25 protein-coding genes are annotated in these 23,009 nt (G+C 64.6%); 11 read left to right on the top strand and 14 right to left on the bottom strand.

Annotated features, from left to right (window positions below; genetic code table 11):
* Positions 1-104 precede the first annotated feature (104 nt).
* From GRI68_RS07250 to GRI68_RS07240, 3 genes are all read left to right on the top strand, one after another.
* Positions 105-1,160, top strand: a complete 1,056-nt coding sequence (locus tag GRI68_RS07250) for a DNA-directed RNA polymerase subunit alpha (protein ID WP_160616632.1) — start codon at positions 105-107, stop codon at positions 1,158-1,160.
* An 81-nt stretch (positions 1,161-1,241) separates the two neighbouring features.
* Positions 1,242-1,664, top strand: coding sequence for a 50S ribosomal protein L17 (gene rplQ / locus GRI68_RS07245; RefSeq protein ID WP_160616631.1), 423 nt, complete (start codon positions 1,242-1,244; stop codon positions 1,662-1,664).
* Between the two features lie 90 nt (positions 1,665-1,754).
* Positions 1,755-3,164 carry a serine hydrolase domain-containing protein gene (locus GRI68_RS07240; RefSeq protein ID WP_160616630.1) on the top strand — a complete coding sequence of 470 codons (1,410 nt, stop codon included), beginning with the start codon at positions 1,755-1,757 and terminating at the stop codon, positions 3,162-3,164.
* Between the two features lie 66 nt (positions 3,165-3,230).
* Here the strand turns inward: GRI68_RS07240 and GRI68_RS07235 are convergent, their stop codons facing one another.
* Positions 3,231-5,384, bottom strand: coding sequence for a sodium-translocating pyrophosphatase (locus GRI68_RS07235; protein WP_160616629.1), 2,154 nt, complete (start codon positions 5,382-5,384; stop codon positions 3,231-3,233).
* A 218-nt stretch (positions 5,385-5,602) separates the two neighbouring features.
* Here GRI68_RS07235 and GRI68_RS07230 point away from each other — a divergent pair, with 218 nt between their 5' ends.
* Positions 5,603-5,797, top strand: coding sequence for a hypothetical protein (locus GRI68_RS07230; RefSeq protein WP_160616628.1), 195 nt, complete (start codon positions 5,603-5,605; stop codon positions 5,795-5,797).
* Complete coding sequence (locus GRI68_RS07225) at positions 5,797-6,801, top strand: fatty acid desaturase (protein WP_160616627.1); 1,005 nt, start codon at positions 5,797-5,799, stop codon at positions 6,799-6,801. Before GRI68_RS07230 ends, GRI68_RS07225 begins: the two co-directional genes overlap by 1 nt.
* 30 nt (positions 6,802-6,831) lie before the next feature.
* Here the strand turns inward: GRI68_RS07225 and thiL are convergent, their stop codons facing one another.
* Both thiL and nusB read right to left on the bottom strand, forming a co-directional pair.
* Positions 6,832-7,716 carry a thiamine-phosphate kinase gene (gene thiL, locus GRI68_RS07220; RefSeq protein ID WP_160616626.1) on the bottom strand — a complete coding sequence of 295 codons (885 nt, stop codon included), beginning with the start codon at positions 7,714-7,716 and terminating at the stop codon, positions 6,832-6,834.
* Positions 7,703-8,149, bottom strand: coding sequence for a transcription antitermination factor NusB (nusB, locus tag GRI68_RS07215; RefSeq protein WP_160616625.1), 447 nt, complete (start codon positions 8,147-8,149; stop codon positions 7,703-7,705). The genes thiL and nusB overlap by 14 nt, the downstream gene beginning before the upstream one ends.
* A 95-nt stretch (positions 8,150-8,244) precedes the next feature.
* On the opposite strand from nusB, the gene GRI68_RS07210 reads away from it, so the two are divergent.
* Positions 8,245-9,327: a DUF2332 domain-containing protein gene (locus GRI68_RS07210; RefSeq protein WP_160616624.1), complete on the top strand. Its 1,083-nt coding sequence runs from the start codon at positions 8,245-8,247 to the stop codon at positions 9,325-9,327.
* A 22-nt stretch (positions 9,328-9,349) separates the two neighbouring features.
* On the opposite strand, the gene GRI68_RS07205 is transcribed toward GRI68_RS07210, so the two are convergent.
* From GRI68_RS07205 to GRI68_RS07185, 5 genes are read right to left on the bottom strand one after another with little or no spacing between them, the layout of a single operon-like run.
* Entirely contained in the window at positions 9,350-10,267 is a 918-nt protein-coding gene (locus tag GRI68_RS07205; RefSeq protein WP_160616623.1) for an alpha/beta fold hydrolase, read from the bottom strand.
* Positions 10,264-11,091 carry an SDR family NAD(P)-dependent oxidoreductase gene (locus GRI68_RS07200; protein WP_160616622.1) on the bottom strand — a complete coding sequence of 276 codons (828 nt, stop codon included), beginning with the start codon at positions 11,089-11,091 and terminating at the stop codon, positions 10,264-10,266. The genes GRI68_RS07205 and GRI68_RS07200 overlap by 4 nt, the downstream gene beginning before the upstream one ends.
* The gene (locus tag GRI68_RS07195; RefSeq protein ID WP_160616621.1) at positions 11,088-11,981 is read right to left on the bottom strand and encodes a pirin family protein; all 894 of its coding nucleotides are present in this window, start codon (positions 11,979-11,981) and stop codon (positions 11,088-11,090) included. Before GRI68_RS07195 ends, GRI68_RS07200 begins: the two co-directional genes overlap by 4 nt.
* Before the next feature lie 39 nt (positions 11,982-12,020).
* Entirely contained in the window at positions 12,021-12,728 is a 708-nt protein-coding gene (locus GRI68_RS07190; protein WP_160616620.1) for a glutathione S-transferase, read from the bottom strand.
* Entirely contained in the window at positions 12,725-13,009 is a 285-nt protein-coding gene (locus GRI68_RS07185) for a BolA family protein (protein WP_160616619.1), read from the bottom strand. The genes GRI68_RS07190 and GRI68_RS07185 overlap by 4 nt, the downstream gene beginning before the upstream one ends.
* A gap of 71 nt (positions 13,010-13,080) precedes the next feature.
* On the opposite strand from GRI68_RS07185, the gene GRI68_RS07180 reads away from it, so the two are divergent.
* Positions 13,081-13,674 carry a DnaJ domain-containing protein gene (locus GRI68_RS07180; protein WP_160616618.1) on the top strand — a complete coding sequence of 198 codons (594 nt, stop codon included), beginning with the start codon at positions 13,081-13,083 and terminating at the stop codon, positions 13,672-13,674.
* Between the two features lie 45 nt (positions 13,675-13,719).
* Here GRI68_RS07180 and GRI68_RS07175 read toward each other — a convergent pair whose 3' ends face one another.
* Entirely contained in the window at positions 13,720-14,403 is a 684-nt protein-coding gene (locus GRI68_RS07175) for a glutathione S-transferase family protein (RefSeq protein ID WP_325063774.1), read from the bottom strand.
* Positions 14,404-15,261 carry an oxygenase MpaB family protein gene (locus GRI68_RS07170; RefSeq protein WP_160616617.1) on the bottom strand — a complete coding sequence of 286 codons (858 nt, stop codon included), beginning with the start codon at positions 15,259-15,261 and terminating at the stop codon, positions 14,404-14,406.
* Between the two features lie 78 nt (positions 15,262-15,339).
* Between GRI68_RS07170 and cobS the strand changes: the two genes are divergently transcribed.
* Together cobS and GRI68_RS07160 are read left to right on the top strand one after the other, a co-directional pair.
* Positions 15,340-16,329, top strand: a complete 990-nt coding sequence (cobS, locus tag GRI68_RS07165) for a cobaltochelatase subunit CobS (RefSeq protein WP_160616616.1) — start codon at positions 15,340-15,342, stop codon at positions 16,327-16,329.
* A gap of 39 nt (positions 16,330-16,368) precedes the next feature.
* A complete protein-coding gene (locus tag GRI68_RS07160; protein ID WP_160616615.1) occupies positions 16,369-18,504 on the top strand; it encodes a transglycosylase domain-containing protein in 2,136 nt (711 codons plus the stop codon).
* A gap of 39 nt (positions 18,505-18,543) precedes the next feature.
* Here the strand turns inward: GRI68_RS07160 and GRI68_RS07155 are convergent, their stop codons facing one another.
* From GRI68_RS07155 to fmt, 4 genes are read right to left on the bottom strand one after another with little or no spacing between them, the layout of a single operon-like run.
* Positions 18,544-18,930 carry a hypothetical protein gene (locus tag GRI68_RS07155; RefSeq protein WP_160616614.1) on the bottom strand — a complete coding sequence of 129 codons (387 nt, stop codon included), beginning with the start codon at positions 18,928-18,930 and terminating at the stop codon, positions 18,544-18,546.
* Positions 18,931-18,959: 29 nt separating this feature from the next.
* Entirely contained in the window at positions 18,960-20,066 is a 1,107-nt protein-coding gene (locus GRI68_RS07150) for a zinc-binding dehydrogenase (protein WP_160616613.1), read from the bottom strand.
* Entirely contained in the window at positions 20,063-20,815 is a 753-nt protein-coding gene (gene truA, locus GRI68_RS07145) for a tRNA pseudouridine(38-40) synthase TruA (RefSeq protein WP_160616612.1), read from the bottom strand. Before truA ends, GRI68_RS07150 begins: the two co-directional genes overlap by 4 nt.
* A gap of 10 nt (positions 20,816-20,825) precedes the next feature.
* Positions 20,826-21,731: a methionyl-tRNA formyltransferase gene (gene fmt, locus GRI68_RS07140; protein ID WP_160616611.1), complete on the bottom strand. Its 906-nt coding sequence runs from the start codon at positions 21,729-21,731 to the stop codon at positions 20,826-20,828.
* Positions 21,732-21,783: 52 nt separating this feature from the next.
* On the opposite strand from fmt, the gene recR reads away from it, so the two are divergent.
* Together recR and GRI68_RS07130 are read left to right on the top strand one after the other, a co-directional pair.
* Positions 21,784-22,383, top strand: coding sequence for a recombination mediator RecR (gene recR, locus GRI68_RS07135; protein WP_160616610.1), 600 nt, complete (start codon positions 21,784-21,786; stop codon positions 22,381-22,383).
* Positions 22,384-22,410: 27 nt separating this feature from the next.
* Positions 22,411-22,995, top strand: coding sequence for an RBBP9/YdeN family alpha/beta hydrolase (locus tag GRI68_RS07130; protein WP_160616609.1), 585 nt, complete (start codon positions 22,411-22,413; stop codon positions 22,993-22,995).
* Positions 22,996-23,009 lie beyond the last annotated feature (14 nt).

Genomic DNA, 23,009 nt, shown 5'->3' with positions numbered 1-23,009 from the left:
CCTGAGTTACCGGTGGGGCGACCCGCCAATCAATTCGGATCGGCCGCGGTGCAGATGCACAGGCGGCCGTTTCCGCGCCAGAATCAAATCCCAAGGGGAACCCGATGTCCGTCAACACCAAGAACTGGCAGGAACTCAAGAAGCCCGGTCAACTCGAAGTCAAGGAAGGCAGCGATAAGAAGCGCAAGGCGACCTTCATCGCCGAACCGCTCGAGCGCGGCTATGGCCTGACGCTCGGCAACGCGCTGCGTCGCGTGCTCCTTTCGAGCCTTCAGGGCGCTGCGATCACCTCGATCAAGATCGAGAATGTGCTGCATGAATTCTCGTCGCTCGCCGGCGTGCGCGAAGATGTCACCGACATCGTGCTCAACGTGAAGCAGATCGCACTCAAGATGGAAGGCGAGGGCGCCAAGCGTCTGCAGCTTTCGGCCACCGGCCCCGGCGAAGTGAAGGCGGGCGACATCGCCGTGTCGGGCGATATCGAGGTCATGAACAAGGATCTCGTGATCTGCCACCTCGACGACGGCGCGACGCTCAACATGGAACTGACGGCTGATACCGGCAAGGGCTACAAGCCTGCCGTTGCCAACCGTCCGGCCGATGCGCCGATCGGCCTGATCCCTGTCGACAGCCTCTATTCGCCGGTTCGCCAGGTCAGCTACAAAGTCGAGAACGCCCGCGTTGGGCAGGAACTCGACTTCGACAAGCTGAGCCTGACGATCGAGACCGACGGCACCGTCGCTCCCGAAGATGCGATCGCCTATGCGGCCCGCATCCTGCAGGACCAGCTGACCCTCTTCGTCCACTTCGAAGACGGTATTCCGCAGCCGCAGCCGGGCATGATCGGCCAGTCGGCGCAGCCGGAAGAAAGCGACACCAACCAGCTCAACCGTTACCTCCTCAAGAAGGTCGATGAGCTGGAACTGTCGGTGCGTTCGGCCAACTGCCTCAAGAACGACAACATCATCTATATCGGCGACTTGGTCCAGAAGACCGAAGCCGAGATGCTGCGCACGCCGAACTTCGGCCGCAAGTCGCTCAACGAGATCAAGGAAGTGCTCTCCAGCATGGGTCTCCGCCTCGGGATGGACATCCCTGGCTGGCCGCCGGAGAACATCGAAGAAATGGCCAAGAAGCTCGAACAAGAGCTGCTCGGCTAATCAGGGTCAGGGCGGCGCACCCCAAGCGCCGCCGGCACTGGGCTACCTCGAACGGGCCCTTTTCGAACGAAGGAAATATATATGCGTCACGGAATTTCTCAGCGTAAGCTTTCGCGCAAGTCGGGCCACCGCAAGGCCCTGTTCCGCAACATGGCGGTTGCGCTCATCAAGCACGAGCAGATCACCACCACGGTGCCGAAGGCCAAGGAACTGCGTCCCTACGTCGAAAAGCTGGTCACGCTGGCCAAGCGCGGCGGCCTTTCCAACCGCCGCCTCGCGATGAGCCGGATGGGCGACGAGACCCAGGTGAAGAAGCTGTTCGACACTCTGGCGGATCGTTATTCGGATCGTGACGGCGGCTACACGCGCATCGTCAAGGCCGGCATCCGCGCCAGCGACAGCGCCCCGATCGCGATCATCGAATTCGTCGATCGCGACGAAGACGCCAAGGGCCAGGACAGCGGCCCGGCGATGAACGAAGAAACCGATTTCGAAGACGCGTAAGCGCTTCGCATCAGACAGTGAAAGGGCCGGGCGGCGACGCCTGGCCCTTTTTCTTTGCGCGTTGTGGATCGGCACGGCAGACTGCCCTGTATGACCAGAAAACTCTTCGCCGCCGCGCTCCTGGCCACCTGCACCCCGCTCGCCCTGCCGGTGCAGGCGCACTCCCAGCAGGAACAGCTCGACGCGCGTTACGACCGCGCACTGGCCGCGGGCTACAAGGCCTTGTTCCTGTGCAGTGCGATCGCCAATGCCGAGCGCAACGGCGCGACGCGTACCCCCGAAAGCGTGATGGAATGGGAACTGACGGGCGTCTACGAACGGATCGCTCCGATCATCGATACGCTCGAATACAGCCTCTATCCCGATGCGGACGGACGACTGGCGATTGTAGAAGTGCCGTGGGAGGACGACATGCCGCCGCGCTTTGCCGAAGCGTCGCACCGCGGAGGTTGTCGACTTGCCCCAATCGGTCTGACGCCAAACATGCCTGAAATGCGGGTGCCGTCGCGCCCGGGTGAGGCCAATCCACCGCCTCCTGCGCCGTCACGCGCCGACGCGGCAATGCCCGTGGCGAGTTCTACCCTGGCCGCCGATGCGCCACTGGCCCCTATCTTTCTGGCGGCGATGGACGGCACCTACGGCGCAGGATCGCGCACGACTGCGGTGCTGGTCAGTGCGAATGGCGCTCCATCCGAGGCATATAGGGAGGGCTTCGGTCCGGACACGCCGCAGCGCACGTGGTCCGTCGCCAAGAGCATCGCCGCGACGCTGATCGGCGCTGCGGTCGAGAGGGGCGAGGCGAGGACGGATCAAGGACTTGCCTATGACCAGTGGCGGTGGGACGCGCGTCGCGAGATCACGATCGACAATTTGCTGCGTATGACCTCGGGCCGCTATTCGGACACCCCGGGTAACCGTACCGATCCGCTTTACATGGGTGGTGCTTTGGTGGCCGAGAGCGCGACGGGATGGCCATTGCTGCATGAGCCGGGCACCGTGTTCCGCTATGCCAACAACGACACGCTGATGGCAGTCAAGGCGATCGAGGACAGTTTCGATAGCTACGACGCGGCCGATCTGTTCGCCGATATCGGGATGACAGGCACCGTCGCCGAGACCGACTGGGGTGCTGACTATATCCTCTCCAGCCAGGTCTGGTCCACCACGCGCGATCTGGCGAAGCTCGGTCAGCTCTATCTCGACGATGGCGTGCTGCCGTCGGGTGAGCGCCTGTTGCCCGAAGGCTGGGTTGAATACGTCTCCAGCCCTTCCGGTCCGCAGCCCGAAGGTCCGTTCGGGTATGGGGCGGGGTTCTGGCTGCTGAACAAGAGTGACGGCGTGCCGTCCGATACCTTCGCGGCGATGGGCAATCGCGGGCAATATGTCGTGATCGTGCCGAGCCGCAACGTTGTGATCGTGCGGCGCGGAGAAGACCCGACCGGCAAACGCTTCGATATCGAGGCCTTTACGCGCGATGTGCTCGCCGCGCTGGCAGAATAGAAAAGCCCCGCCGGATCGCTCCGGCGGGGCCTTCTGTAACCGCAAGGCGGTCGCTAGGCGATCAAGTTACACCGCCAGCGCTGCGAGAAGAAGCAGCGCGACGATATTGGTGATCTTGATCATCGGGTTCACGGCCGGTCCGGCGGTGTCCTTGTAAGGATCCCCCACCGTATCGCCCGTCACCGCGGCGTGGTGGGCGTCGGAGCCCTTGCCGCCGTGATTGCCGTCCTCGATGTACTTCTTGGCATTGTCCCATGCACCGCCACCGGCGGTCATCGAGAGCGCCACGAACAGCCCGCCGACGATTACGCCGAGCAGCAGCGCACCCAGTGCTGCGAAGCCGTTTTCCTGGCCCGCGATCATGGTGATCACGAAATAGGTCGCCAGCGGAGCGAAGATCGGCAGCAGCGAGGGGATGATCATCTCCTTGATCGCCGCCTTCGTCACCAGATCGACCGTCTTGGCGTAGTCCGGCTTGCTGGTGCCTTCCATGATGCCGGGATCGGCCGCGAACTGCTCGCGCACGTCCTTGACCACGTCACCTGCCGCACGGCCCACGGCGGTCATGCCCATCGCACCGAACAGGTACGGGAGCAGTGCGCCGAGCAGCAGTCCCACGATCACGTAGGGGTTCTCGAGGCTGAAATCGACGTCGGCTCCGGGGAAGAACTCGGCGAGGTCGGTGGTGTAGGCCGCGAACAGGACCAGCGCGGCGAGACCCGCCGATCCGATCGCATAGCCCTTGGTCACCGCCTTGGTGGTGTTGCCCACCGCGTCGAGCAGGTCGGTCTTCTCTCGCACGCTATCGTCGAGACCTGCCATTTCGGCGATCCCGCCGGCATTGTCGGTGACCGGACCATAGGCATCTAGCGCCACGACCATGCCCGCTAGCGCCAGCATCGCGGTGGCGGCATAGGCGATGCCCATGAGCCCGGCGATCTGGAAGGTGGACACGATGCCCGCCACGATCACCAGCGTGGGCAGGGCAGTCGATTCAAGGCTGATGGCGAGGCCCTGGATCACGTTGGTGCCGTGTCCGGTCTCGCTGGCCTTGGCGATCGATTTCACCGGGCGGAAATTGGTGCCGGTGTAATATTCCGTGATCCAGATGATCAGGAAGGTGATCGCGATGCCGATGACCGAGCACCAGAACAGGTCCCATCCGGTGAAGGACACGACCTGAGCGGCGGTGCCTTCCTCGGCCAGCGGAGCCCCACCGTCGATACTGGCGGCCGTAGCGCCGATCTCAGTGCCGATCCCGCCGAGCGCGTAATCGATCACGAACCAGATCAGCGGAATGGCGAGGATCGCGGTGACCGCAAACCCCTTGTACATTGCGCCCATGACGTTGGTCTTGCCCTTGGAAAGCTTGACCGCATAGGTGCCAATGATCGAGGTCACGATGCACGCGCCGCCGATCAGCAGCGGCAACGCCATCATCGGTTCGAGCAGCACGCCAAGGCGTTCGCCGAACAGCAGCGCGGTGAGCACCATGGTGGCGCCCACGGTCACGACATAGGTTTCGAACAGGTCGGCCGCCATGCCCGCGCAATCGCCGACATTGTCGCCGACATTGTCCGCGATCACGGCCGGGTTGCGGGGATCGTCTTCGGGAATCCCCGCTTCGACCTTGCCAACGAGATCGGCGCCGACATCGGCCGCCTTGGTGAAGATCCCGCCGCCAAGGCGCGCGAAGATCGAGATGAGCGAGGCACCGAAGGCGAGGCCGACCAGACCGTCGATCACATGGCGATCATTCGCTGCATATCCGGCGATGTCGGTCAGATACCAGTAGAATACCGCGATCGCTAGGAGGGCGAGGCCCGCCACCAGCATGCCGGTGATCGCACCTGCACGGAAGGCGAGGGTCAAGCCCTGCTGCAGCCCGCTTTGCGCGGCGGCGGCAGTGCGAACGTTCGCGCGGACCGAGATGTTCATCCCGATGAAGCCCGCCACGCCCGAGAGGATCGCACCGAGCACGAAGCCGATCGTGGGGATGACCCCGAGGAAAACGTAGACGAGCACGGCGACGACCACGCCGACGATGGCGATGGTGGTGTATTGGCGCTTCAGATAGGCTTGCGCGCCCTCCTGGATCGCGCCGGCAATCTCCTGCATGCGTTCGTTGCCCGCGCCGGCGCCAAGCACTTGGCGGCTGGTGATGAAGCCGTACACGACGGCCAGCAGCCCCAATAGAATTGATATGGTTACGAGTGTCACGAGTAGCGCTCCCCCTGTTGCTTATATGCGCTTGTAAACAGGTCACGACTTCCCGGACGAGACCAGTTCGCAATGACGAAGGTATATCGCGCGCCCGGCGGCTGGCAAGCGGTTCGCTGTTTTCGCGCGTGGCGCAAATGCCGCGCTCAGCAAGAAGGTTAACGCGCACAACCAGCGGAAACTTGCACGTCTTTATGGTTTATTTTAGGTTAACGGCCATGCAGACCGCCATCAAACAGCTATTCTACGTGATGCCATTCCTGTTCGGGATCGGCTTCATCGCGCCCCTCATCGCGCAAAGCATGGCCCGTTTCGGGTGGGAAGCGCCGTGGGGTCTTTCGCTGATCACCTTCGGCCTGCTCATCGGCGCGCCGTGGGGGCTGTACGCGACATTGCGGGGGAGGTGGGTCTGATGGATCGTGTAACCGACGTCATGAAGCTGCGGCCCGCGGACAGCACCGCGCTGTACGAGCCGGCGCAGGGCGACACTGTATCGCGCCCCGCGATCCCGCTGGGGGAAGGCGACGGGCTCGACAAGCATACGCGAACCACGCTCCGCAAGCAGGAGCAGGCGATCGCGAAGAAATACATGTCGACGCCCGAGCAGATGCGGATCTACACCGTCATCACGATCGCGTGCTTCGCGGCCTGGATCGCGTTCTTCCCGCTGACGATGATGAACATCATCCCGCTCTGGCCGTGTTTCATCGCCAGCTGCGTGTTCGCCGCCGGCGGCTACATCGTCAGCCACGAAGCGATGCACGACAATATCGGGCGGCGCGGCACGAAGTATCGTTTCTGGAACGAGCTGGTGGGCGAGATCAGCACGATCATCCTGATCTTCCCGTTCTCGATGGCGCGGATGATGCACCTACATCACCACTACCACTGCAACCATCCCGAAAACGATCCGGATTACACCGACGAAGCGCCCAGCGCGTTCAAGGCCTGGATCAAGACCTGGCTCAATCGCCAGCCAGGCGCAGACGGATCGATCCACCATTACAAGCGCGTGCTCGAGCGGATCGGCACCAGCGGCGCACGCAAGGCGCTGCGCGACACGATGCTGCTGCAATTGTTCGCGATGGCGTTCTTCTTCACCATGGCGTGGCGCGGCTATGCCATCGAAGCCGCACTGCTGTGGTGGCTACCGCGCCATATCGGCCTCAGCTACATCCGCTTCTGGCTGAGCTGGGCCCCGCACCATCCGCGCGACGGGCACGGACGCTATGAGAACACACGCGTGTTCCGCACCTGGTTCGGCCGCAGCTGGTTCGGCCACTGGATGTCGATGGGAATGCAGTATCACGTCGTCCATCACCTCTATCCGGGCATTCCGAACCACCGGACCAAATATGCCTACTACGAGATGAAGCCGATCCTCGAAAAACGCGGCGTGGATTGCAGCGCGCTCTGACTTGGTCGACGTTCCCGCAGGGGCGCCGCGTCAGTGCTGGTAGCCGAGCCCGTCGGGAGAGTGGACAGCCTCGCCATCGAGCGCGAGCGCATGTGCGCCACGCTCGACGGTCCCAATGCGATGGACCTTGCAGGGGAAACTCGTGCCATCGGGGGCCGTGAACAGCAGCTCGTAATCGTCGCCCCAGCGCAGGGCTTCGTCGCGGCGCGCTTCCGGTATCGCAATCGGGATAGAATTGCTATCGATCGCCATGGTCACGCCACTCGCACTACCCATTCGCCAGGCGTCGAGCAGCAGCCCGTCCGAGATATCCATCATCGCCGAAACGAGCGGGGCGAGGGCCTGTCCCTCGGCGAGTCTGGGCTGCGGACGGCGATAGGCGGTGCTGTCTTCGTCGCTGCCGTCGCGCAGGGCTTCGAACCCTATCAGAGCGGCACCTAGCTGGCCTGTAATGTAAATCCCGTCACCCGCGCTCGCACCATCGCGCCCCGGCACGGGCAGATGCGTTGCGCGACCGATGGCGGTGAGAGTCCAGCTGCGCGCGGATCCTTCGGGCATCGCGACCGTATCGCCTCCCAAAAGCGGAGCGCCGAATGCTTCGATCGCCTCTTTCAGGCCCGACAGGAACCGTGCATCGTCAAAGCCCATCGCATGCGAGAGAAGCATGCCGATCGGCTGGGCACCCTTGGCGGCAAGGTCGGAAAGGTTCGCTGCGACGAGCTTCCACGCGATGTCCGTCGGATCGGAACCGTCGAGCACGTGAACGCCATCGACCAGCGTGTCCTGCGTAAGGACCAGCGTTTCGCCGCCGATCTCCAGCGCCGCTACATCGTCGTTCAACCCGCGCGCCGCGGGGTTTGTAGCGAGGGCGCGGAGCCCCGCGATGAAGTCGAACTCGCCGCTAACTGCGGACATCCTTGCCGACCGCATCCAGCACGCCATTGACGAACTTCGCCTCGCGGTCGTCGAAGAACGCCTTGGCGACGTCGATATACTCGCCGATCGCGGTGCCCGTAGGTACGTCGGCGCGGGCCATGAGTTCGTATGTGCCGCAGCGCAGGATCTGCAGCATGGTCTTGTCGAGCCGGGCGAGGGTCCAGCCATCGGCGAGCTTCTCGACCAGCTTCGCGTCGATCTCGTCCTTGCGTGCGATCACGCCGCCGACGATGTCGTCGAAGAAATCGACATCGGCTTCGGCATATTCCTCTTCCTCGATCACCTGGCCAAGGCGGTGATGGTGGAATTCGTCGAGCAGGCGCGCCTGGGCGGTGCCTTCCATCTGGTGCTGGTAAAGCGCCTGAACCGCGCCAAGTCGGGCGGCGGAGCGGGCGGTTGAGCGGGCATTCATATGCAATCCTCGAAATTCGGGCGGTGCGGGGCTATGTCGGCACCGAAGGTTTGCGGCCATGTAGGCCAGCATGCCCGCAGCGACAAGGAGGGTGAATGGACGCTCAATACCGCCAGATCGATATCGACGCGACCGGCAAGGAAGCGGTGGCGACCGCGTTCGAGAACCAGGTCGCCTATTGCCGTTCGAGCGCCGCCGAGATCACCGCCAGCGTGTGCGAGGGGCTCTACGGCCTGCTTGACTCGGATCGCGGCGGAATGATGATGGAGCGGGTGCGGCGCTGGGCGGGGCCGCCGCTGGCGGATGCGCTGCCCTTGCGGGTCGCGGGCGGACTCCATGCGCTGCATCTGTCGGGCGACGAACCCGATCTCGCGCCGCTCTACACCAGAAAGCGGGTGTCGGATGTCGCCGATCTGCTCGCCGAGGTGATCGAACGACACGAGGCGGTGCTGATGCCGTGGCTCGACAGTCCGCCGCAGACCAACGAGGTTGCGCGCTCGGCGAGTTTCATAGCTGCGATGCTGTGGCTGGCCGATTGCGGGCTGCCGGCCACCTTTGCGCCGTTCGAGATCGGATCGAGCGCGGGTGCGAACCTGATGATCCGGCGGTTCGGTTACAATCTGGGCGGCGTACATTTCGGTCGACGCACGCCGGTGATCGATCTGTCGCCCGAATGGCGCGGCGAAGCGCCCCCCGACTGCGAGATCACGTTGCGGCGCCCTGTCGGCTGCGACATTGCACCGATCGACTTGACCGATCCGGCCGAGCAGTCGCGCCTCAAGGCCTATGTCTGGCCCGAATTTTCCGAGCGGCTGATGCGGATCGACCGGGTGATCGCCAGCGCTGCCGAAAGCCCGCCGGGGCTGGTGCAGGCCGATGCCGCCGATTTCGTCGATGCGCAGGTCGCCGCTCCGCGCCACAGCAAAGAGACGCTGGTGCTGATGCATTCGGTGATGTGGCAATATCTGCCCGAAGATACCAAAGCGCGGATCACCGGGGCGATGGAAGCGGCTGGCGCGAAGGCGACGAAGGACGCCCCGATCGCGTGGATTTCGGTCGAGGCCAATCGCGATACGCACCAGCACGAATGTCGGGTCCGCTACTGGCCGGGCGGCGAAGAGGAAGTGCATCTCGCCAACGCCCACCCGCACGGCGCGTGGATCGAGTGGCTGGTGTGAGGCTGCTGCCCACTCCGCTCCATTAGGCGGAGGTTCTCTCCAGGAATGTGTCGATCGCCGAATTCACAGCGTCGGGCGCTTCCCACGGCACGAAGTGACCGCAATCGGGCACCTGCTCGACGGTCAGGTCGGTGATGTGATCGACCAGTCCCTCGACATTCTGCGGGGGCAGAGCGAGGTCGTCCATCGCCCAGATCACCAGCGTCGGAATCTCGAGCTGGGGCAGCGGCGGCGGCGTATAATCGTCGGGAATTGCGTAGGGGGCGTCCATCGGGGGCACATCGACCGGGCTGGCGCGATACCAGTTCAGCATGCCGAAGGCGGCGTCGCGATCCTGCCAGTCTTCGAGCAGCGCGTCGCGTTCCTCCTGCTCCATCTGTGAAGGCCGGTCCCATTTGACCTCCTTCATCAGGATGCCGACCAACCCGTGTTCGCGCACCAGCGCGTCGTTATCGGTGTCGCGGAAGCCGCGCATATACTGGCTCGAAGCGCGCTGGCCCTCGTCGAGGTAGAGCAGCTTCTGGAACACCGTGGGATGCGGCGCATTGGCGATGATCGCGCGCGGTACGCGGCCATTGGCCTGGCCCCAATAGGCCGTGCCCCAGGCAATCGCGCCGCCCCAATCGTGGCCGACCACGGTGAATTTATCGACGCCGAGCGCATCGGCGAGGGCGAAGACGTCGCCGATCAGCTTGTCGGGCGTATAGGCTTCGACTTCCTGCGGTTTGGACGACCCGCGATAGCCGCGCTGATCGGGCGCGATGCAGCGATAGCGATCCTTGAAATGCGCGAGCTGGTGGCGCCAGGTGCGGTGGCTTTCGGGGAAGCCGTGGAGAAAGATCAGGGTCTCGGCATCGTCGGCCGAGCCTTCGGGGACGCCGGTATCGACCACATCGAGTTCGATCCCGTTCGCCAGGGTTACGCGGGTCTGTTCCATCATTCGCCTTTCGCAGCGCCAAGCTTTTCGGCGTAGCCTTCTTCCATTAGCTCGGCCATGCGATCGAACACCATCTCCGGAGTCTGGGTCAGTTCGCCCATCTTGCGCTCGACCCCGTCGGAGACGATCGTCTCGCGCACACCGGCCTCGACGGCATCGACGATCTCGCGCGCGGCCTTGCTCGCGGGCATGCCATCATCGATCGCCTGGTCGCTGAAGCCGCGCGGTTTGGCATCGGCACCGAGCGCGTTTTTCGAAACATCGGTTGCGACCGATCCGGGCGCGATTACGTGCACGTCGATCCCGTGCTGTTTTACTTCGGCGCGCAATGCGTCGGCATAGCCGATCAGGCCGAATTTCGCGGCCGAATAAGCCGTGCGCAGCGGTACCCCGACCTTGCCGGCGATCGAGGAGATGAAGACGAGTTTCCCGCCGCCCTGTTCGACCAGTTTGGGGAGCAGCGTCTGGGTAAGCTCGATCTGGGCGAGCAGGTCGATCTCGATGATCTGGCGATAGACTTCCATCGAGGTCTCGAGCGCAAGGCTGCGCTGTGAAATTCCGGCATTGTTGACCAGCACGTCGATCCGCCCGGCCCATTTGAGCGCACGTTCGATCCCGCGTTGCATCGCCTCGGTGTCGCGCACGTCGAACGGTACGGTAATCGCATCGGCTCCGGTGCGGTCGGCGACCGAGGAGAGGCGTTGCAAATCGCGGCCAGAGAGGATCAGGCGGGCGCCGCGCTCGCCCCATTCATGCGCCAGTGCGCGGCCGATGCCGCTCGATGCGCCGGTGATCCATACGGTCGGGGCTGTGTTCTTTTCGGTCAAGGATAGCTCACTGTCTTGGGTTGGCCTTCGGGGATCGGAATGCGCTCTTCATCATCGCCGGGGACGCTGGGGAAACGCTCCTGCCGCCAGTCGTCGCGGGCCTGCATGATGCGGTCCTTGCTCGAACTGACGAAGTTCCACCAGACATGGCGTTCGCTAGCAAAGGCTTCGCCGCCCAGCAGCATGACTTTCGCGCCTTTTTCGGATGCCAGCGCAACATCGCGCCCGGGCGCGAGCACGTAGAGCCGGTATTTTTCGAGTTCGACGCTGTCGGCCTTCGCCTGGCCATCGACCAGCATCACCGCACGTTCGTCGGCTTCGCTGTCGATCGGGATCGTGCCGCCCGGCGCGAGATCGATTTCGGCGTAGATCGTTTCGGAATGGGTCGTAGTGGGCGCGCGCTCGTCCCACAATTCGCCCATAATGATGCGGGCGCAGGCGCGTCCATCCTCGATCACCGGCAGATCGGAGCGGGTTTCGAAGGCCGGATCCACTTCTTCGCGCCCGTCGGGCAGGGCAAGCCAGGTCTGCATGCCGAACAGGCGTGGGCCATCGTTGCGTTCATCCTGCGGGCTGCGCTCGGAATGGACGATGCCGCGGCCCGCCGTCATCAGATTGACCGCGCCGGGCCGGATCGTGGAGAAGGTGCCGAGGCTGTCGCGATGATCGATCGCCCCCTCGAACAGCCAGGTGACGGTCGCCAGATTGATATGCGGGTGCGGGCGCACATCCATGCCCGCGCCCTGATCGAGATGTGCGGGGCCGAACTCGTCGACGAAGATGAAGGGGCCGATCATGGTGCGCGCCCTCGAAGGCAGCACGCGCCTGACCTCGAACTGGCCGAGATCGTGGGTCGTAGGCGTCAGGGTCTGGACAATCGGTCCGCTCATCCGGTCGCTCCTATGGCTGGGGAGGGTGTAGCGCTGGTATCAGGCCCCGTCGAGTTCGGGATAATGGCGGAAGATTCCGTCCTCGTTGAACGCGATCCTGCGGTCCGATGCGAGATAGGCGGCGATGGCGTCCAGTTCGGCGACCGCATCGTGGCAAGCGATCAGTTTGGGGTAGTCGCCCTCGATCGTCGCCATCCGTTTGGGGAAGGCGTAGCGAAGCCCCTCGACCAGCTGGAACAACGATGTATCGACATGACTCCACCGGTCGCCGCGAACGAATGGGCCGTCCTTGGCGCTGAGCGCGTCCTCGAAATACGTGAAATACTTGGGCATCCGCTGCTCGCGAAACCCCTCGGCCTTGCGCGGGGCGGCGTCTTTCTGGTCCTCGTAGGGTTCTGAGACGGTCAGCGGATGGTGGGTATCGTGCGCTTCGGCGACGACATCGCTGATGGTCAGCTGGAGCTCGATCAGTTCCAGATTGCCGCGTTCGTCATCGGCGGCAAAGCCGCGGCGTTCGCCGAGCCAGGCGAGGATATGCGCGGTCTGTGCCACCGCCAGATCGCCGTCCACCACGTAGGGCGGGGCGTAGGGGCGGATGCCGCCGCGCGACCCCATGTCCTCGGTCAGCGCTTCGACGCCGTCGGTGCGGGCACGGTCGCGATAGTCGACGCCCGCCGCTTCCAGGGCGAGCCGCACGAATTCGCCGCGCCCTTGGATCGAGGGCCAGTACCACAGGTCGTAGCTCATGCCTCTTCTCCCGGCGCCAGCGCCTTGACCGACAGCGCGTGAATACGCTGCCCGGGCAAATCGCCGAGGATCTCGTTAACGAGCCGCTGACGCTTCAGACGCGACTGGCCGGCAAAGGCCGCGCTCTCGATCAGGACCGAGAAATGCGATTCCCCGCTGCCATCGTCACCGGCATGGCCGTGATGTTTCGCGCTGTCATTGGTCACCTCGAGCCGCAGGGGCGCAAAGGCGCTCGCCAGCGTGTCGTGCAGTTCGCGTTCGATCGGTCCGGGCTCGCTCATGTTCGATCCTTGGTCATTTCTATCGTTTGTCGGGGGTTCCCATTTGGGAGACGCTTCCCAGATTAACAGGCGTGGCTGCGAACAGGTTCCATGGACGATACGAGGATACCGGGCGGGTGTGCGAACATCCGACCTGCCGGGAGGCGGGCGAATTCCGCGCGCCCGGATGGCGTAGCTCGAGCTTCGACGGGCCCGGCGATTATCGCTGGTTCTGCCTCGAGCATGTCCGCGAATTCAATGCGGGCTACGACTGGTTCGAGGGGATGAGCGCCGAGGAAATCCTCGAAGCGCAATCGCCGGGTGCCGGATGGGCGACCGGCAGCCGCGCCTTCTCTTCCACCGCCGGAGTCGATGGTCTGCCGCGCTGGGCAGATTTCGACGATCCGCTCGACGCGATCGGCGCGCGCGCGCACGGTATCAAGAGCCGCGTTCGCCGCGAGGCCGAGATGGCGAAGGACGGCCGTTTCGCTCCGAAGGAAGCGCGGGCGCTGGAGACGATGGGGCTCGGCCTCGACACCGATCGCCGTCGCTTGCGGCGGCGCTATTCCGAACTCGTGCGCCGCTATCACCCCGACCGCAATGGTGGCGACCGTAGCCACGAAGATCGCCTCCGCCGCGTGGTCGAGGCGTATCAGTTGCTGCGGAAAAGCACCGCTATCACTTAGCGCAGCTGGGCGATCCGGCCGTGGCCTGCGCTTTTCTATGGGGCGTCAGGCATCATCGCTTTGTTCGGGCAGGAATTCGGCGCAGACCGCCTCGGTGTGTCGATAGGCGTCACGCGATCGCACCGCGTCTGCATAACGCGCGAGCGCATCGCGTTTCGGCATCGTCCCGGAACGCAGGCCCCAGTCCACTTGCGCTCCGACATAGACGTCCGCCATCGTAAACCTGTCGCCGCAGACATACGCGTTCTGTGAGAACCAGCTTTCGAGGGTATCGACCGTCCGCTCCAGCGACCCAAACCCGGTCATGACTTCCTGTTCGGGGGTCGGCATGAAGCCCATGGTCTTGGCCGTGGTGGCTTGCTCGACCGGACCCGCGGCGAAGAAAAGCCACCGGAAATAATCTGCCCGTTCCTCGTCGCGCGGCGCCAGTTCGCTGGCTTCGGCCTCGGCCAGATAATGACAGATGGCAGCCGTTTCGGTGACGACATGGATATGGTCGCCCTCGTGGTGATGCACCAGCGTCGGTACCTTTCCCATCGGGTTCGCCCGCGCCAGTTCGTCAGGCTTGTTCGACCAGTTCACTATCACAGGCCGATAGTCGGCGTCTACTTCGTGCAGAGCCCACCAGGCGATCCAGGCCCGGCTCAGCGGATTGGTGAAAAAGGTGTATTTTGCCATTGCTGTTTTCCTCTTGCCCGACTGCATATCCATGAGAATGGCGTCGGGCATTCAATTTTGCCGAAATGCCCAGCGCAGCGTCCGGCCCATCGTGCGCGTTGCCAGCCGGGCGGGGAGGGCTGAAAGACCCGGACGCTCGACGCCCAGCATCGCGCGGGCGAAGGGCGGAAGGCGCTCGGCGGCGGCAGTGCTGATGGCGCGCTGGACGGCGGCGGGGGCGGCTTCGGGCTTGGCGTCGAGGACCAGCCGCGCGATCTCGCGTGCCTCGGCCGATCCTTTCAGATCGCGCTGGAACTCTCGCAGCAGCGTCTCCGCTTCATGCCGGGTAACGGGCACCGGATCGGCCCCGAGCATCCGCGCAATCACCGCAAATTGGCAGAAATACTCGTCCTGTTCGGCGCGCGGCATGTCGGGGCGGACATACGCCAGATACGCATCGAGGAAGCTCAGCGCTTCGGCCAGGTGGACCCAGGCGAGCGTGCGCGGATCGCGGGCGGAATAGGGCGTACCGTCGGGCAGCGTGCCGCTCACTTGCTCGTGGATCCGGTTGACCCGCGCGACCGCTTCCTCCGCGGCGTCGCGATGGCCGAATGTGGTCACCGCGATAAAGCGGGCGGTGCGGCGCAGGCGGCCATGCATGTCGGAACGGAAATTGGAGAAATCCAGCACGCCCTGGAGCGCATGCGGGTGGAGCATCTGCAGCAGCAGCCCGCGCACCCCGCCGACCATCATGCCCACCACATCGGCATGGACCATCCGGATCGGCGAATCGCGCTCGAACAGCGCATCGTCCGAGGGCGGGACCGGCTGCTGGCCGCTGGCGCTGTCGTTGAAGGTCGCGCGCACCTGCGACACCAGCCGGTTGCGCACGGCGTCGGATACGCGGTCGAGAGGGGAAGGGCGCGCCATGCGCCTGCCTATACTTCATCGCATCGTGCAGCGCACTAGCGCTTGCCCCGATGGCCTCGCTTCCCTAACTCGCCTGCCATGACCGACGCCTCCGACAAGCCGACATCCATGGAATCCACCGTCCTCGCCGCGCCCGACACAACCGTCGATGTGCGCGAGACCTTCGGGATCGACCTCGACTGGCAAGTGCCCGCCTTTTCCAAGGCCGATCAGCGCGTGCCCGATCTCGACGAGGATTACGTGTTCGATCCCGACACCACCATGGCGGTGCTGGCGGGCTTCGCGCACGATCGCCGGGTGATGGTGCAGGGCTATCACGGCACCGGCAAGTCGACCCATATCGAACAGGTCGCCGCGCGGCTGAATTGGCCGACCGTGCGGATCAACCTCGACGCGCATATCAGCCGGATCGATCTTATCGGCCGCGATGCGATCGTGCTGCGCGACGGCTTGCAGGTCACCGAATTCCGCGAAGGCCTGCTGCCCTGGGCGCTGCAGCACCCGGTCGCGCTGGTATTCGACGAATACGACGCCGGTCGTCCCGACGTGATGTTCGTGATCCAGCGCGTGCTCGAACAGCAGGGCAAGCTGACCCTGCTCGACCAGAACCGCGTGATCCGCCCCGATCCGGGCTTCCGCCTGTTCGCCACCGCCAACACGGTCGGCCTCGGCGACACCAGCGGGCTGTATCATGGCACGCAGGCGATCAACCAGGGCCAGATGGACCGCTGGAACATCGTCGTCGGCCTCAACTACCTGCCGCAGGAAACCGAAAGCGAGATCGTTTCGGCCAAGGCGCCCGACATGGACGCAAAGACGATCGCCGACATGGTCAAGGTCGCCGACCTCACGCGCCAGGGCTTCATGAACGGCGACATCTCCACCGTGATGAGCCCGCGTACGGTCATCACCTGGGCGCAGAACGCCGCGATCTTCAAGGATCTGGGCTTTGCCTTCCGGCTCTCCTTCCTCAACAAATGCGACGAGACCGAGCGCATGCTGGTGGCCGAATACTACCAGCGCGTGTTCGGCGAGGACCTGCCCGAAAGCGTCGTCGGCAAAGGTTAAGCTTGGCGAAAGCTGTCTTAAGCTGTTAATACAGCCGTGATGGACGGTTCGACCTATCGCGATACGGGTTGGAAACGCTTGTGGCCTTTCGGCCGCACGGCGCGGCGTGAGCGGGCCGAATTCGACGAGCGCCTGTCCGATTACGATCGCCGCCTGGCCGAGCTCGAAGGCGAGCTGGGCGGTCCCGGCGGGGTTGCCGGAGAGATCGCCGAAGGGCCGCTGCGCTGGTGGCAGGGGCGCTCATACTGGTGGTGGATCAAGCGTGGGCTCCAGGCCTTCCTGATCCTGTTCGTGGTGCTGGTGGCATTCCTCGCGATCACCGCACCGCTGTCCAAATCGCTCAAGCCGATCGCCGCACCGCAGATCACGCTGCTTGCCAGCGATGGCACGCCGATCGCCCGCAACGGGGCGAACGTGGCCGAGCCGGTGGCGGTGGCGGATTTGCCCGAGCACGTGATCCAGCCCTTCCTGGCGATCGAGGACCGGCGGTTCTACAATCACTGGGGCGTCGATCCGCGCGGCATCGCGCGCGCCGCCTGGACCGGGCATGGCGGCGGCAGTACGATCACCCAGCAGCTCGCCAAGTTCACCTTCCTCACCCCCGAACAGACGCTCACCCGCAAGGCGCGCGAAGCGTTGATCGCGTTCTGGCTCGAGGCATGGCTGACCAAGGACGAGATCCTCGAACGCTATCTCTCCAATGCCTATTTCGGCGACAACCAGTATGGCCTGCGCGCGGCCTCGCTGCATTATTTCTACCGCAAGCCGGAGAATTTGAAGCCCGAACAGGCGGCGATGCTGGCAGGGTTGCTCAAGGCGCCCTCGCGGCTTGCGCCGACCAAGAACCCGGATCTCGCCGAAAAGCGCTATCGGCTGGTGCTGGGTGCGATGGTCGAGGCGGGATATCTCACCGAGGCGCAGGCCCAGGCGATGAAGACCCCGGCGCTCGACGTGCGGACCAAGCGCGACCTGCCCACCGGCACCTATTTCGCCGACTGGGCGCTGCCCGAAGCGCGCGAATTGTCCGAGACCGGCTACAATCGCGCGACGATCACCACCACGCTCGATTCGCGGCTGCAGAATGCTGCCCGGCGCGCGGTCGAACGGGCGCCGCTGGGCGATGCGCAGGTCGCACTGGTGGCGATGCGCACCAACGGCGAAGTCGTCGCGATGATCGGCGGCAAGGATTACAGCAAGAGCGCGTTCAACCGCGCGACACAGGCCCGCCGCCAGCCCGGATCGACCTTCAAGCTGTTCGTCTATCTCGCCGCACTCGAAGCGGGGATGCGGCCCTCCGATACGATCGACAACCGCCCGATCGAGGAAGGCTCGTACCGGCCGCAGAATTCGGGCGGGCGCTATTCGGATACGATCACGCTGGAGGATGCGTTCGCCAGATCGTCGAACGTCGCCGCGGTCCGGCTATGGGCCAAGGTGGGTGACGATGCGGTGATCCGGACGGCGCGAGAGCTTGGCGTGACCTCTCCGATGACGCCGGGCGATCCCAGCCTCGCGCTGGGCACCTCGACCATGACGCTGATGGAATTGACCGCCGCCTATGCCGCCGTCGCGGCGGGCGAATACCCGGTCGAGCCGAGCGCGTTCCCCGCGCAGGAAAAAGGCTGGTTCGAGGAGATCACCGGCTCCGGCAGCCTGTCGGGACGGGTGCAGGACGACATGAAGGACCTGCTGCGCGCCGCGGTGAACAAGGGCACCGGGCGCGCGGCCATGCTGCGCGTGCCCAATTTCGGCAAGACCGGCACGACGCAGGACAATCGCGATGCGCTGTTCGTCGGCTTCGCGGGCGATCTGGTGGTCGGCGTGTGGGTCGGCAACGACGACAATTCGCCGCTCGGCAATGTCTCGGGCGGAACGGTGCCCGCGCGCATCTGGCGAGATTTCATGACCGCCGCTCTCGGCAACAAGGCGGCGCTGCCGTCGCCCAGCCCGGCTCCGGCCGAGGATCCGGGCGGCCCGGTCGAGCCGCTCGACGTGCCCGATCTCGAAGACATCCCGCTGGGCGAAAACGGCGCGCGGATGCGCATCCGCGAGGGCGAGGTGGTGATCGAAGGCGACAATGACATCCCGCTCGATCTGCGGATCGATGAAGATGGGGTTCGCGTAGAACCGCGCCCCAGGCGACGCGAGGAAGAGCCGCAGCCTGAGGGGCAATAAGTCGTCGGCGAAGAATTCGGCTTCGATCGGTAGCGAAGTCTATTCGTCTGCGGCTGCGGGCGCTTTGTCATGCGGCACCAGTTGCAGCATCAGGATCATCGCCGCCCACACGGCAAGCGTGGCCTGGAGCTTTGGCACCGGCGGACCTTCGAACGTCTCGATAATGAGAGGAAGCACTGCGATCGCGGTGCCGGTTACCACGGTGTAGAACAGCTTGTACGGGCTTTGCGCGATGTAGAAGATCATCACCACCAGGCTGCTCGCCACCAACAGCAGGCAGACGAACTGCGCCATGGTGGCGGCTTGCGCGTCCGCAAGTACGAAACCGAGCACCGCTCCGAAGAAGATGTTCAGGCCGTTGATATTCGCCCTGTATTCGTCTGCCGTCATGCGCGACGAAGTCGGGATCTTGTACCAATCAGCCATCACATCACCTCCGGAACGCAGCTTTCCGCTTACGGTGTAACGAGATATTTCTCGCCCGTTGCCATCCGGCGGTAGTCGAGGATCGCTTCCTTGGTAAGCATTCCTTCCAGATCGACCTTTTCCTTGTAGCTGCTGGCGAAGGTCGTGGTCAGGTTGTCGAGCACGCGCTTGCGCATGCGGGCCATCGTTTCGCGGCCCGCGCTCTGGAGGAACGGGAACAGCAGCCAGCCCGACAGCGTCCAGCCGAAGCCATAGGACGGGGTGAGCGTGGTCGGCGCAACATCGAGGCGGCCGTAAATGAACATGCGCTTCGGCTGGTTCGAGCCATAACGCGAATATTCGGTCATCTGCTTCACCGCGACCTGCTCCATCGCCTTGAAGCAGGAATCGACCATCTTGCCGCCGCCGATCGGATCGAAGCCGTAGAATGCCCCGGTGGCGTCGATCGCGCTCTTGAGCTGGTCCATGAAATCGCCGTCGGACGAATTGACGACGTGCTTCGCGCCCTGCGACTTGAGCAGCTCGGCCTGATCGGGTTTGCGCACGATATTGACGAGATCCATCCCGTCTTCCTGGCAGATCCGGTTGAGCATCTGGCCGAGGTTCGACGCGCCGACCGTGTGGAGGATCGCGTTCTGGCCGTCCATCTTGGCGTTCTCGACGAAGCCCAGCGCGGTCATCGGATTGACGAAGCTCGACGCGCCATCCTCGGCACTGTGATCGCCCAGCGGCAGGCACATGGTGGCGTCGGCGATCGCATATTCGCTGAACGCGGTGCCCGGAACGCAGGAGACGCGCTGGCCCATCAGCGCCTTGGCCATCTCGGCATCGCCGGTCGCCACCACGGTGCCCGCGCCTTCGTTGCCGGCGGGAAGCCGCTGGCCATGGCGCGCCTTGGAGCCCGAATTGAACGGCTCGGGCATCTTGGCGACGACCTTGCCCGGCGAATAGTCGGCATTCTCGAAATCGGCCGCCCCGGTCAGGATCGCGAGGTCGGACGGATTGATCGGCGCGGCTTCCATCTTCACCAGCACCTGGTTGCCGGTCGGATCGGGGAAGGTGCTTTCGGCGATTTCGAGGGTAAGGGTGCCGTCGCTTTCGAGCGTGGTGAAAAGCTGCTTGCCGGTGGTCGTCATTCTTGTTCTCCTGGATATGTTGCCCGCACGAAATAGAGACCCTCGGGCGGCGCGTTAAGGCCGAGCTGCTGTCGGTCGCGCGCGGCGAGCGCCGAACCGAGTTTTTCCGTGTCCCACTGGCCTCTCCCGACCAGCGAAAGACACCCCACCATCGAGCGGACCTGGTGGTGGAGGAAGCTGCGCGCTTCGGCGCGGATATGCACTTCCTCGCCGTTTCGCGTCACATCGAGCCGGTCGAGCGTCTTGACCGGACTGTCCGACTGGCAATGGACCGAGCGGAAAGTGGTGAAATCGTGCCGCCCGACGAGTACTTGCGCCGCTGCATGCATGGCCCCGGCATCGAGGTCTGGTGCAAGATGCCAGACGCGGCCCCTGTCGAGAGTCGGCCCCGCGCGGCGATTGAGGATGCGGTAGAGATACGACCGCCCGATGCAGGAGAAGCGCGCGTGCCAATCGTCGGGCACGACCTCGCAATGGGTCACCGCCACCGGATCGGGCCGCAGATGCGCGTTGATCGCGCCCATCAGCCGGAACGGGGCGATGTCCTTCGCGATATCGGCGTGCATCCGCATGGCGAGCGCGTGGACCCCCGCATCGGTGCGCCCGGCGGCATGGGCGCGCACGTCTTCGCCTGTCACACCGTGGATCGCTTCTTCGAGCGATTGCTGCACGCTCGGCCCGTCCTTCTGGCGCTGAAGGCCGTAGAACGGGCCGCCGTCGAATTCGATGGTGAAGGCGAAGCGGGTCATGGCGATGGGGTCAGCCGAGCCGGGCCCCTTCGGGGATCGCATAGCCGCGCAGCAGATCGCCGGTGTCCATTGCCGGCTTGCCCGCGCGCTGGATGCGGGTGGGGCGCAGCGCGCCATATCCGCAGGCGATCGTCAGCTGGTCGTCGAGCACCTTGCCCGGCACCCCTTCATGCGCGTGGACTTCGGCGGCGAGCACCTTGAAACGCTCACCCTCGTATTCGAACCAGGCGCCGGGGAAGGGGGCGAAGGCGCGCACCTTGCGTTCGAGAGCCACCGCGCCCTCGTCCCAGTCGAGCCGCGCCTCGCTCTTGTCGATCTTCCTGGCGTAGGTCGCTTCCTTCTCGTCCTGCGCGATCGCCTGGTGCAGTTCGAGATCGCGCAAGGTGCCGACCATCAGTTGCGCGCCGATTTCGGCGAGTTCGTCGGTCAGCTCTCCGGCGGTCTTGTCCTCGATCGGCGCGCGCGCGGTGGCGAGCATCGGGCCGGTATCGAGCCCGGCTTCCATCTGCATGATGGTGATCCCGGTCACGCTGTCGCCGGCCAGGATCGCGCGCTGGATCGGCGCCGCGCCGCGCCATTTGGGCAGCAGCGAGGCATGGACGTTGAGCGCGCCCTTGACGGGGATGTCGAGCACCGCCTGCGGCAGGATCAGGCCATAGGCGGCGACCACCAGCAGGTCCGGTTCCAGCTCCGCCAGCCGCGCCTGTTCGACGACATCGCGCAAGGATGCGGGATGCCGCACCTCGATATGGCGGATCCCGGCTTCCTTGTGGACCGGGGTTTCCTGCAGTTTCTTGCCCCGGCCGGCTTTCCTCGGCGGCTGGGTATAGACCGCCGGGATCGTGTGCCCGGCCTCGTGCAGTCCGGCCAAAGTCGGCACCGCGAAATCGGGCGTTCCCATGAAGACGATGCGCATAGCTTTATCGGCGTCCTTTCGCATTGCGTGTCAGCGCCCTATCTGTGCCCCCATGGCATCGCAAGAGATCGAAGCGCTGGCATCCGCCCTCGCACGGCTTCCCGGCCTTGGCCCGCGCTCCGCGCGGCGGGCGGTGCTGTGGCTGGTCAAGAACCGCGAGCGGGCGCTGCCGCAGATGGTCGAGGCACTGGCCGCGGTGCAGGACACGCTGGTCGAATGCGAGATCTGCTTCAATGTCGACACCCGCAACCCCTGCGGAATCTGCGCCGATCCGCGCCGCGATGCAAAAGCGATCTGCGTGGTCGAGGACGTGTCCGATCTGTGGGCGCTCGACCGTGCGCGGCTCTTCCAGGGCACCTATCACGTGCTTGGCGGCAAGCTCTCCGCGCTCGACGGCGTGCGGCCCGAGGATCTGACCGTCGGCGAACTGCTCGCCCGGGTCGAGGCGGGCGGTATCGATGAGGTGGTTCTCGCCATGAACGCGACGCTCGAAGGGCAGACCACCGCGCATTATCTGTCCGAACGGCTGGAAGCGTTTCCGGTCAAGGTCACGCAGCTCGCCCACGGCCTGCCGGTGGGCGGCGAACTCGACTATCTCGACGAAGGCACGCTGGCGCAGGCCTTGCGCGCGCGCCGTCCGATCCACAACTGACCGGTATACGAACGCGAGGATACGTCCATGAGCGCAAAGACCGTCTACATCGTCCACGGCTACATGGCCTCGCCCACCGATCACTGGTTCGAATGGCTCAAGGCCAAGGTCGAGGGTGAGGGCGGCACGACCCGGATTTTCCCCTTGCCCGATTCGACCGCGCCCGACGCGCAGGCCTGGCTGGAAACGCTGGAGCGCGAAGCGACGACGCTGGACGCCAATACCTTTTTCGTCGCGCACAGCCTTGGTTGCATCGCGACCCTGCGTTTCCTCGCCCGCCACCCCGATGCCCGGATCGGCGGGCTGATCGCGATCTCCGGATTCGAGCAGAAGCTGCCCAACATCCCCGAACTCGATGCGTTCATGGCCGAACGCGATTACGATCCTGCGACGGTCCGCGCCGTCGCGCCGCAGCGGACGGTTATCGCGGCCCAGAACGACGAGATCGTATCGGCCGATCTCTCGCGCGATCTGGCCGCCTCGCTCGATGCCGAATGCATCGTGCTTGCCGATGGCGGGCACTTCCTGGGCTCGGACGGGTTCGACAGCTTCCCGCTCGTGTGGGAGGAACTCGGCCGCCAGGCTGCTGCACGTGCGCAAACGCCGCGTTGAATAAAAACGCGCGC

The organism is Alteriqipengyuania halimionae, from assembly GCF_009827575.1.
GTDB lineage: Bacteria > Pseudomonadota > Alphaproteobacteria > Sphingomonadales > Sphingomonadaceae > Alteriqipengyuania_A > Alteriqipengyuania_A halimionae.
Note: the sequence above shows the minus strand (reverse complement) of the source record. Positions and strands in the feature narration are given on the sequence as shown.

Coding starts and splice junctions, on each gene's coding strand:
- GRI68_RS07250 (WP_160616632.1), top strand. CDS start 105: ATGTCCGTCAACACCAAGAACTGGCAGGAACTCAAGAAGCCCGGTCAA.
- rplQ (WP_160616631.1), top strand. CDS start 1,242: ATGCGTCACGGAATTTCTCAGCGTAAGCTTTCGCGCAAGTCGGGCCAC.
- GRI68_RS07240 (WP_160616630.1), top strand. CDS start 1,755: ATGACCAGAAAACTCTTCGCCGCCGCGCTCCTGGCCACCTGCACCCCG.
- GRI68_RS07230 (WP_160616628.1), top strand. CDS start 5,603: ATGCAGACCGCCATCAAACAGCTATTCTACGTGATGCCATTCCTGTTC.
- GRI68_RS07225 (WP_160616627.1), top strand. CDS start 5,797: ATGGATCGTGTAACCGACGTCATGAAGCTGCGGCCCGCGGACAGCACC.
- thiL (WP_160616626.1), bottom strand. CDS start 7,716: ATGTCCGCAGTTAGCGGCGAGTTCGACTTCATCGCGGGGCTCCGCGCC.
- nusB (WP_160616625.1), bottom strand. CDS start 8,149: ATGAATGCCCGCTCAACCGCCCGCTCCGCCGCCCGACTTGGCGCGGTT.
- GRI68_RS07210 (WP_160616624.1), top strand. CDS start 8,245: ATGGACGCTCAATACCGCCAGATCGATATCGACGCGACCGGCAAGGAA.
- GRI68_RS07205 (WP_160616623.1), bottom strand. CDS start 10,267: ATGATGGAACAGACCCGCGTAACCCTGGCGAACGGGATCGAACTCGAT.
- GRI68_RS07195 (WP_160616621.1), bottom strand. CDS start 11,981: ATGAGCGGACCGATTGTCCAGACCCTGACGCCTACGACCCACGATCTC.
- GRI68_RS07190 (WP_160616620.1), bottom strand. CDS start 12,728: ATGAGCTACGACCTGTGGTACTGGCCCTCGATCCAAGGGCGCGGCGAA.
- GRI68_RS07185 (WP_160616619.1), bottom strand. CDS start 13,009: ATGAGCGAGCCCGGACCGATCGAACGCGAACTGCACGACACGCTGGCG.
- GRI68_RS07175 (WP_325063774.1), bottom strand. CDS start 14,403: ATGCCCGACGCCATTCTCATGGATATGCAGTCGGGCAAGAGGAAAACA.
- GRI68_RS07170 (WP_160616617.1), bottom strand. CDS start 15,261: ATGGCGCGCCCTTCCCCTCTCGACCGCGTATCCGACGCCGTGCGCAAC.
- cobS (WP_160616616.1), top strand. CDS start 15,340: ATGACCGACGCCTCCGACAAGCCGACATCCATGGAATCCACCGTCCTC.
- GRI68_RS07160 (WP_160616615.1), top strand. CDS start 16,369: ATGGACGGTTCGACCTATCGCGATACGGGTTGGAAACGCTTGTGGCCT.
- GRI68_RS07155 (WP_160616614.1), bottom strand. CDS start 18,930: ATGGCTGATTGGTACAAGATCCCGACTTCGTCGCGCATGACGGCAGAC.
- GRI68_RS07150 (WP_160616613.1), bottom strand. CDS start 20,066: ATGACGACCACCGGCAAGCAGCTTTTCACCACGCTCGAAAGCGACGGC.
- truA (WP_160616612.1), bottom strand. CDS start 20,815: ATGACCCGCTTCGCCTTCACCATCGAATTCGACGGCGGCCCGTTCTAC.
- fmt (WP_160616611.1), bottom strand. CDS start 21,731: ATGCGCATCGTCTTCATGGGAACGCCCGATTTCGCGGTGCCGACTTTG.
- recR (WP_160616610.1), top strand. CDS start 21,784: ATGGCATCGCAAGAGATCGAAGCGCTGGCATCCGCCCTCGCACGGCTT.
- GRI68_RS07130 (WP_160616609.1), top strand. CDS start 22,411: ATGAGCGCAAAGACCGTCTACATCGTCCACGGCTACATGGCCTCGCCC.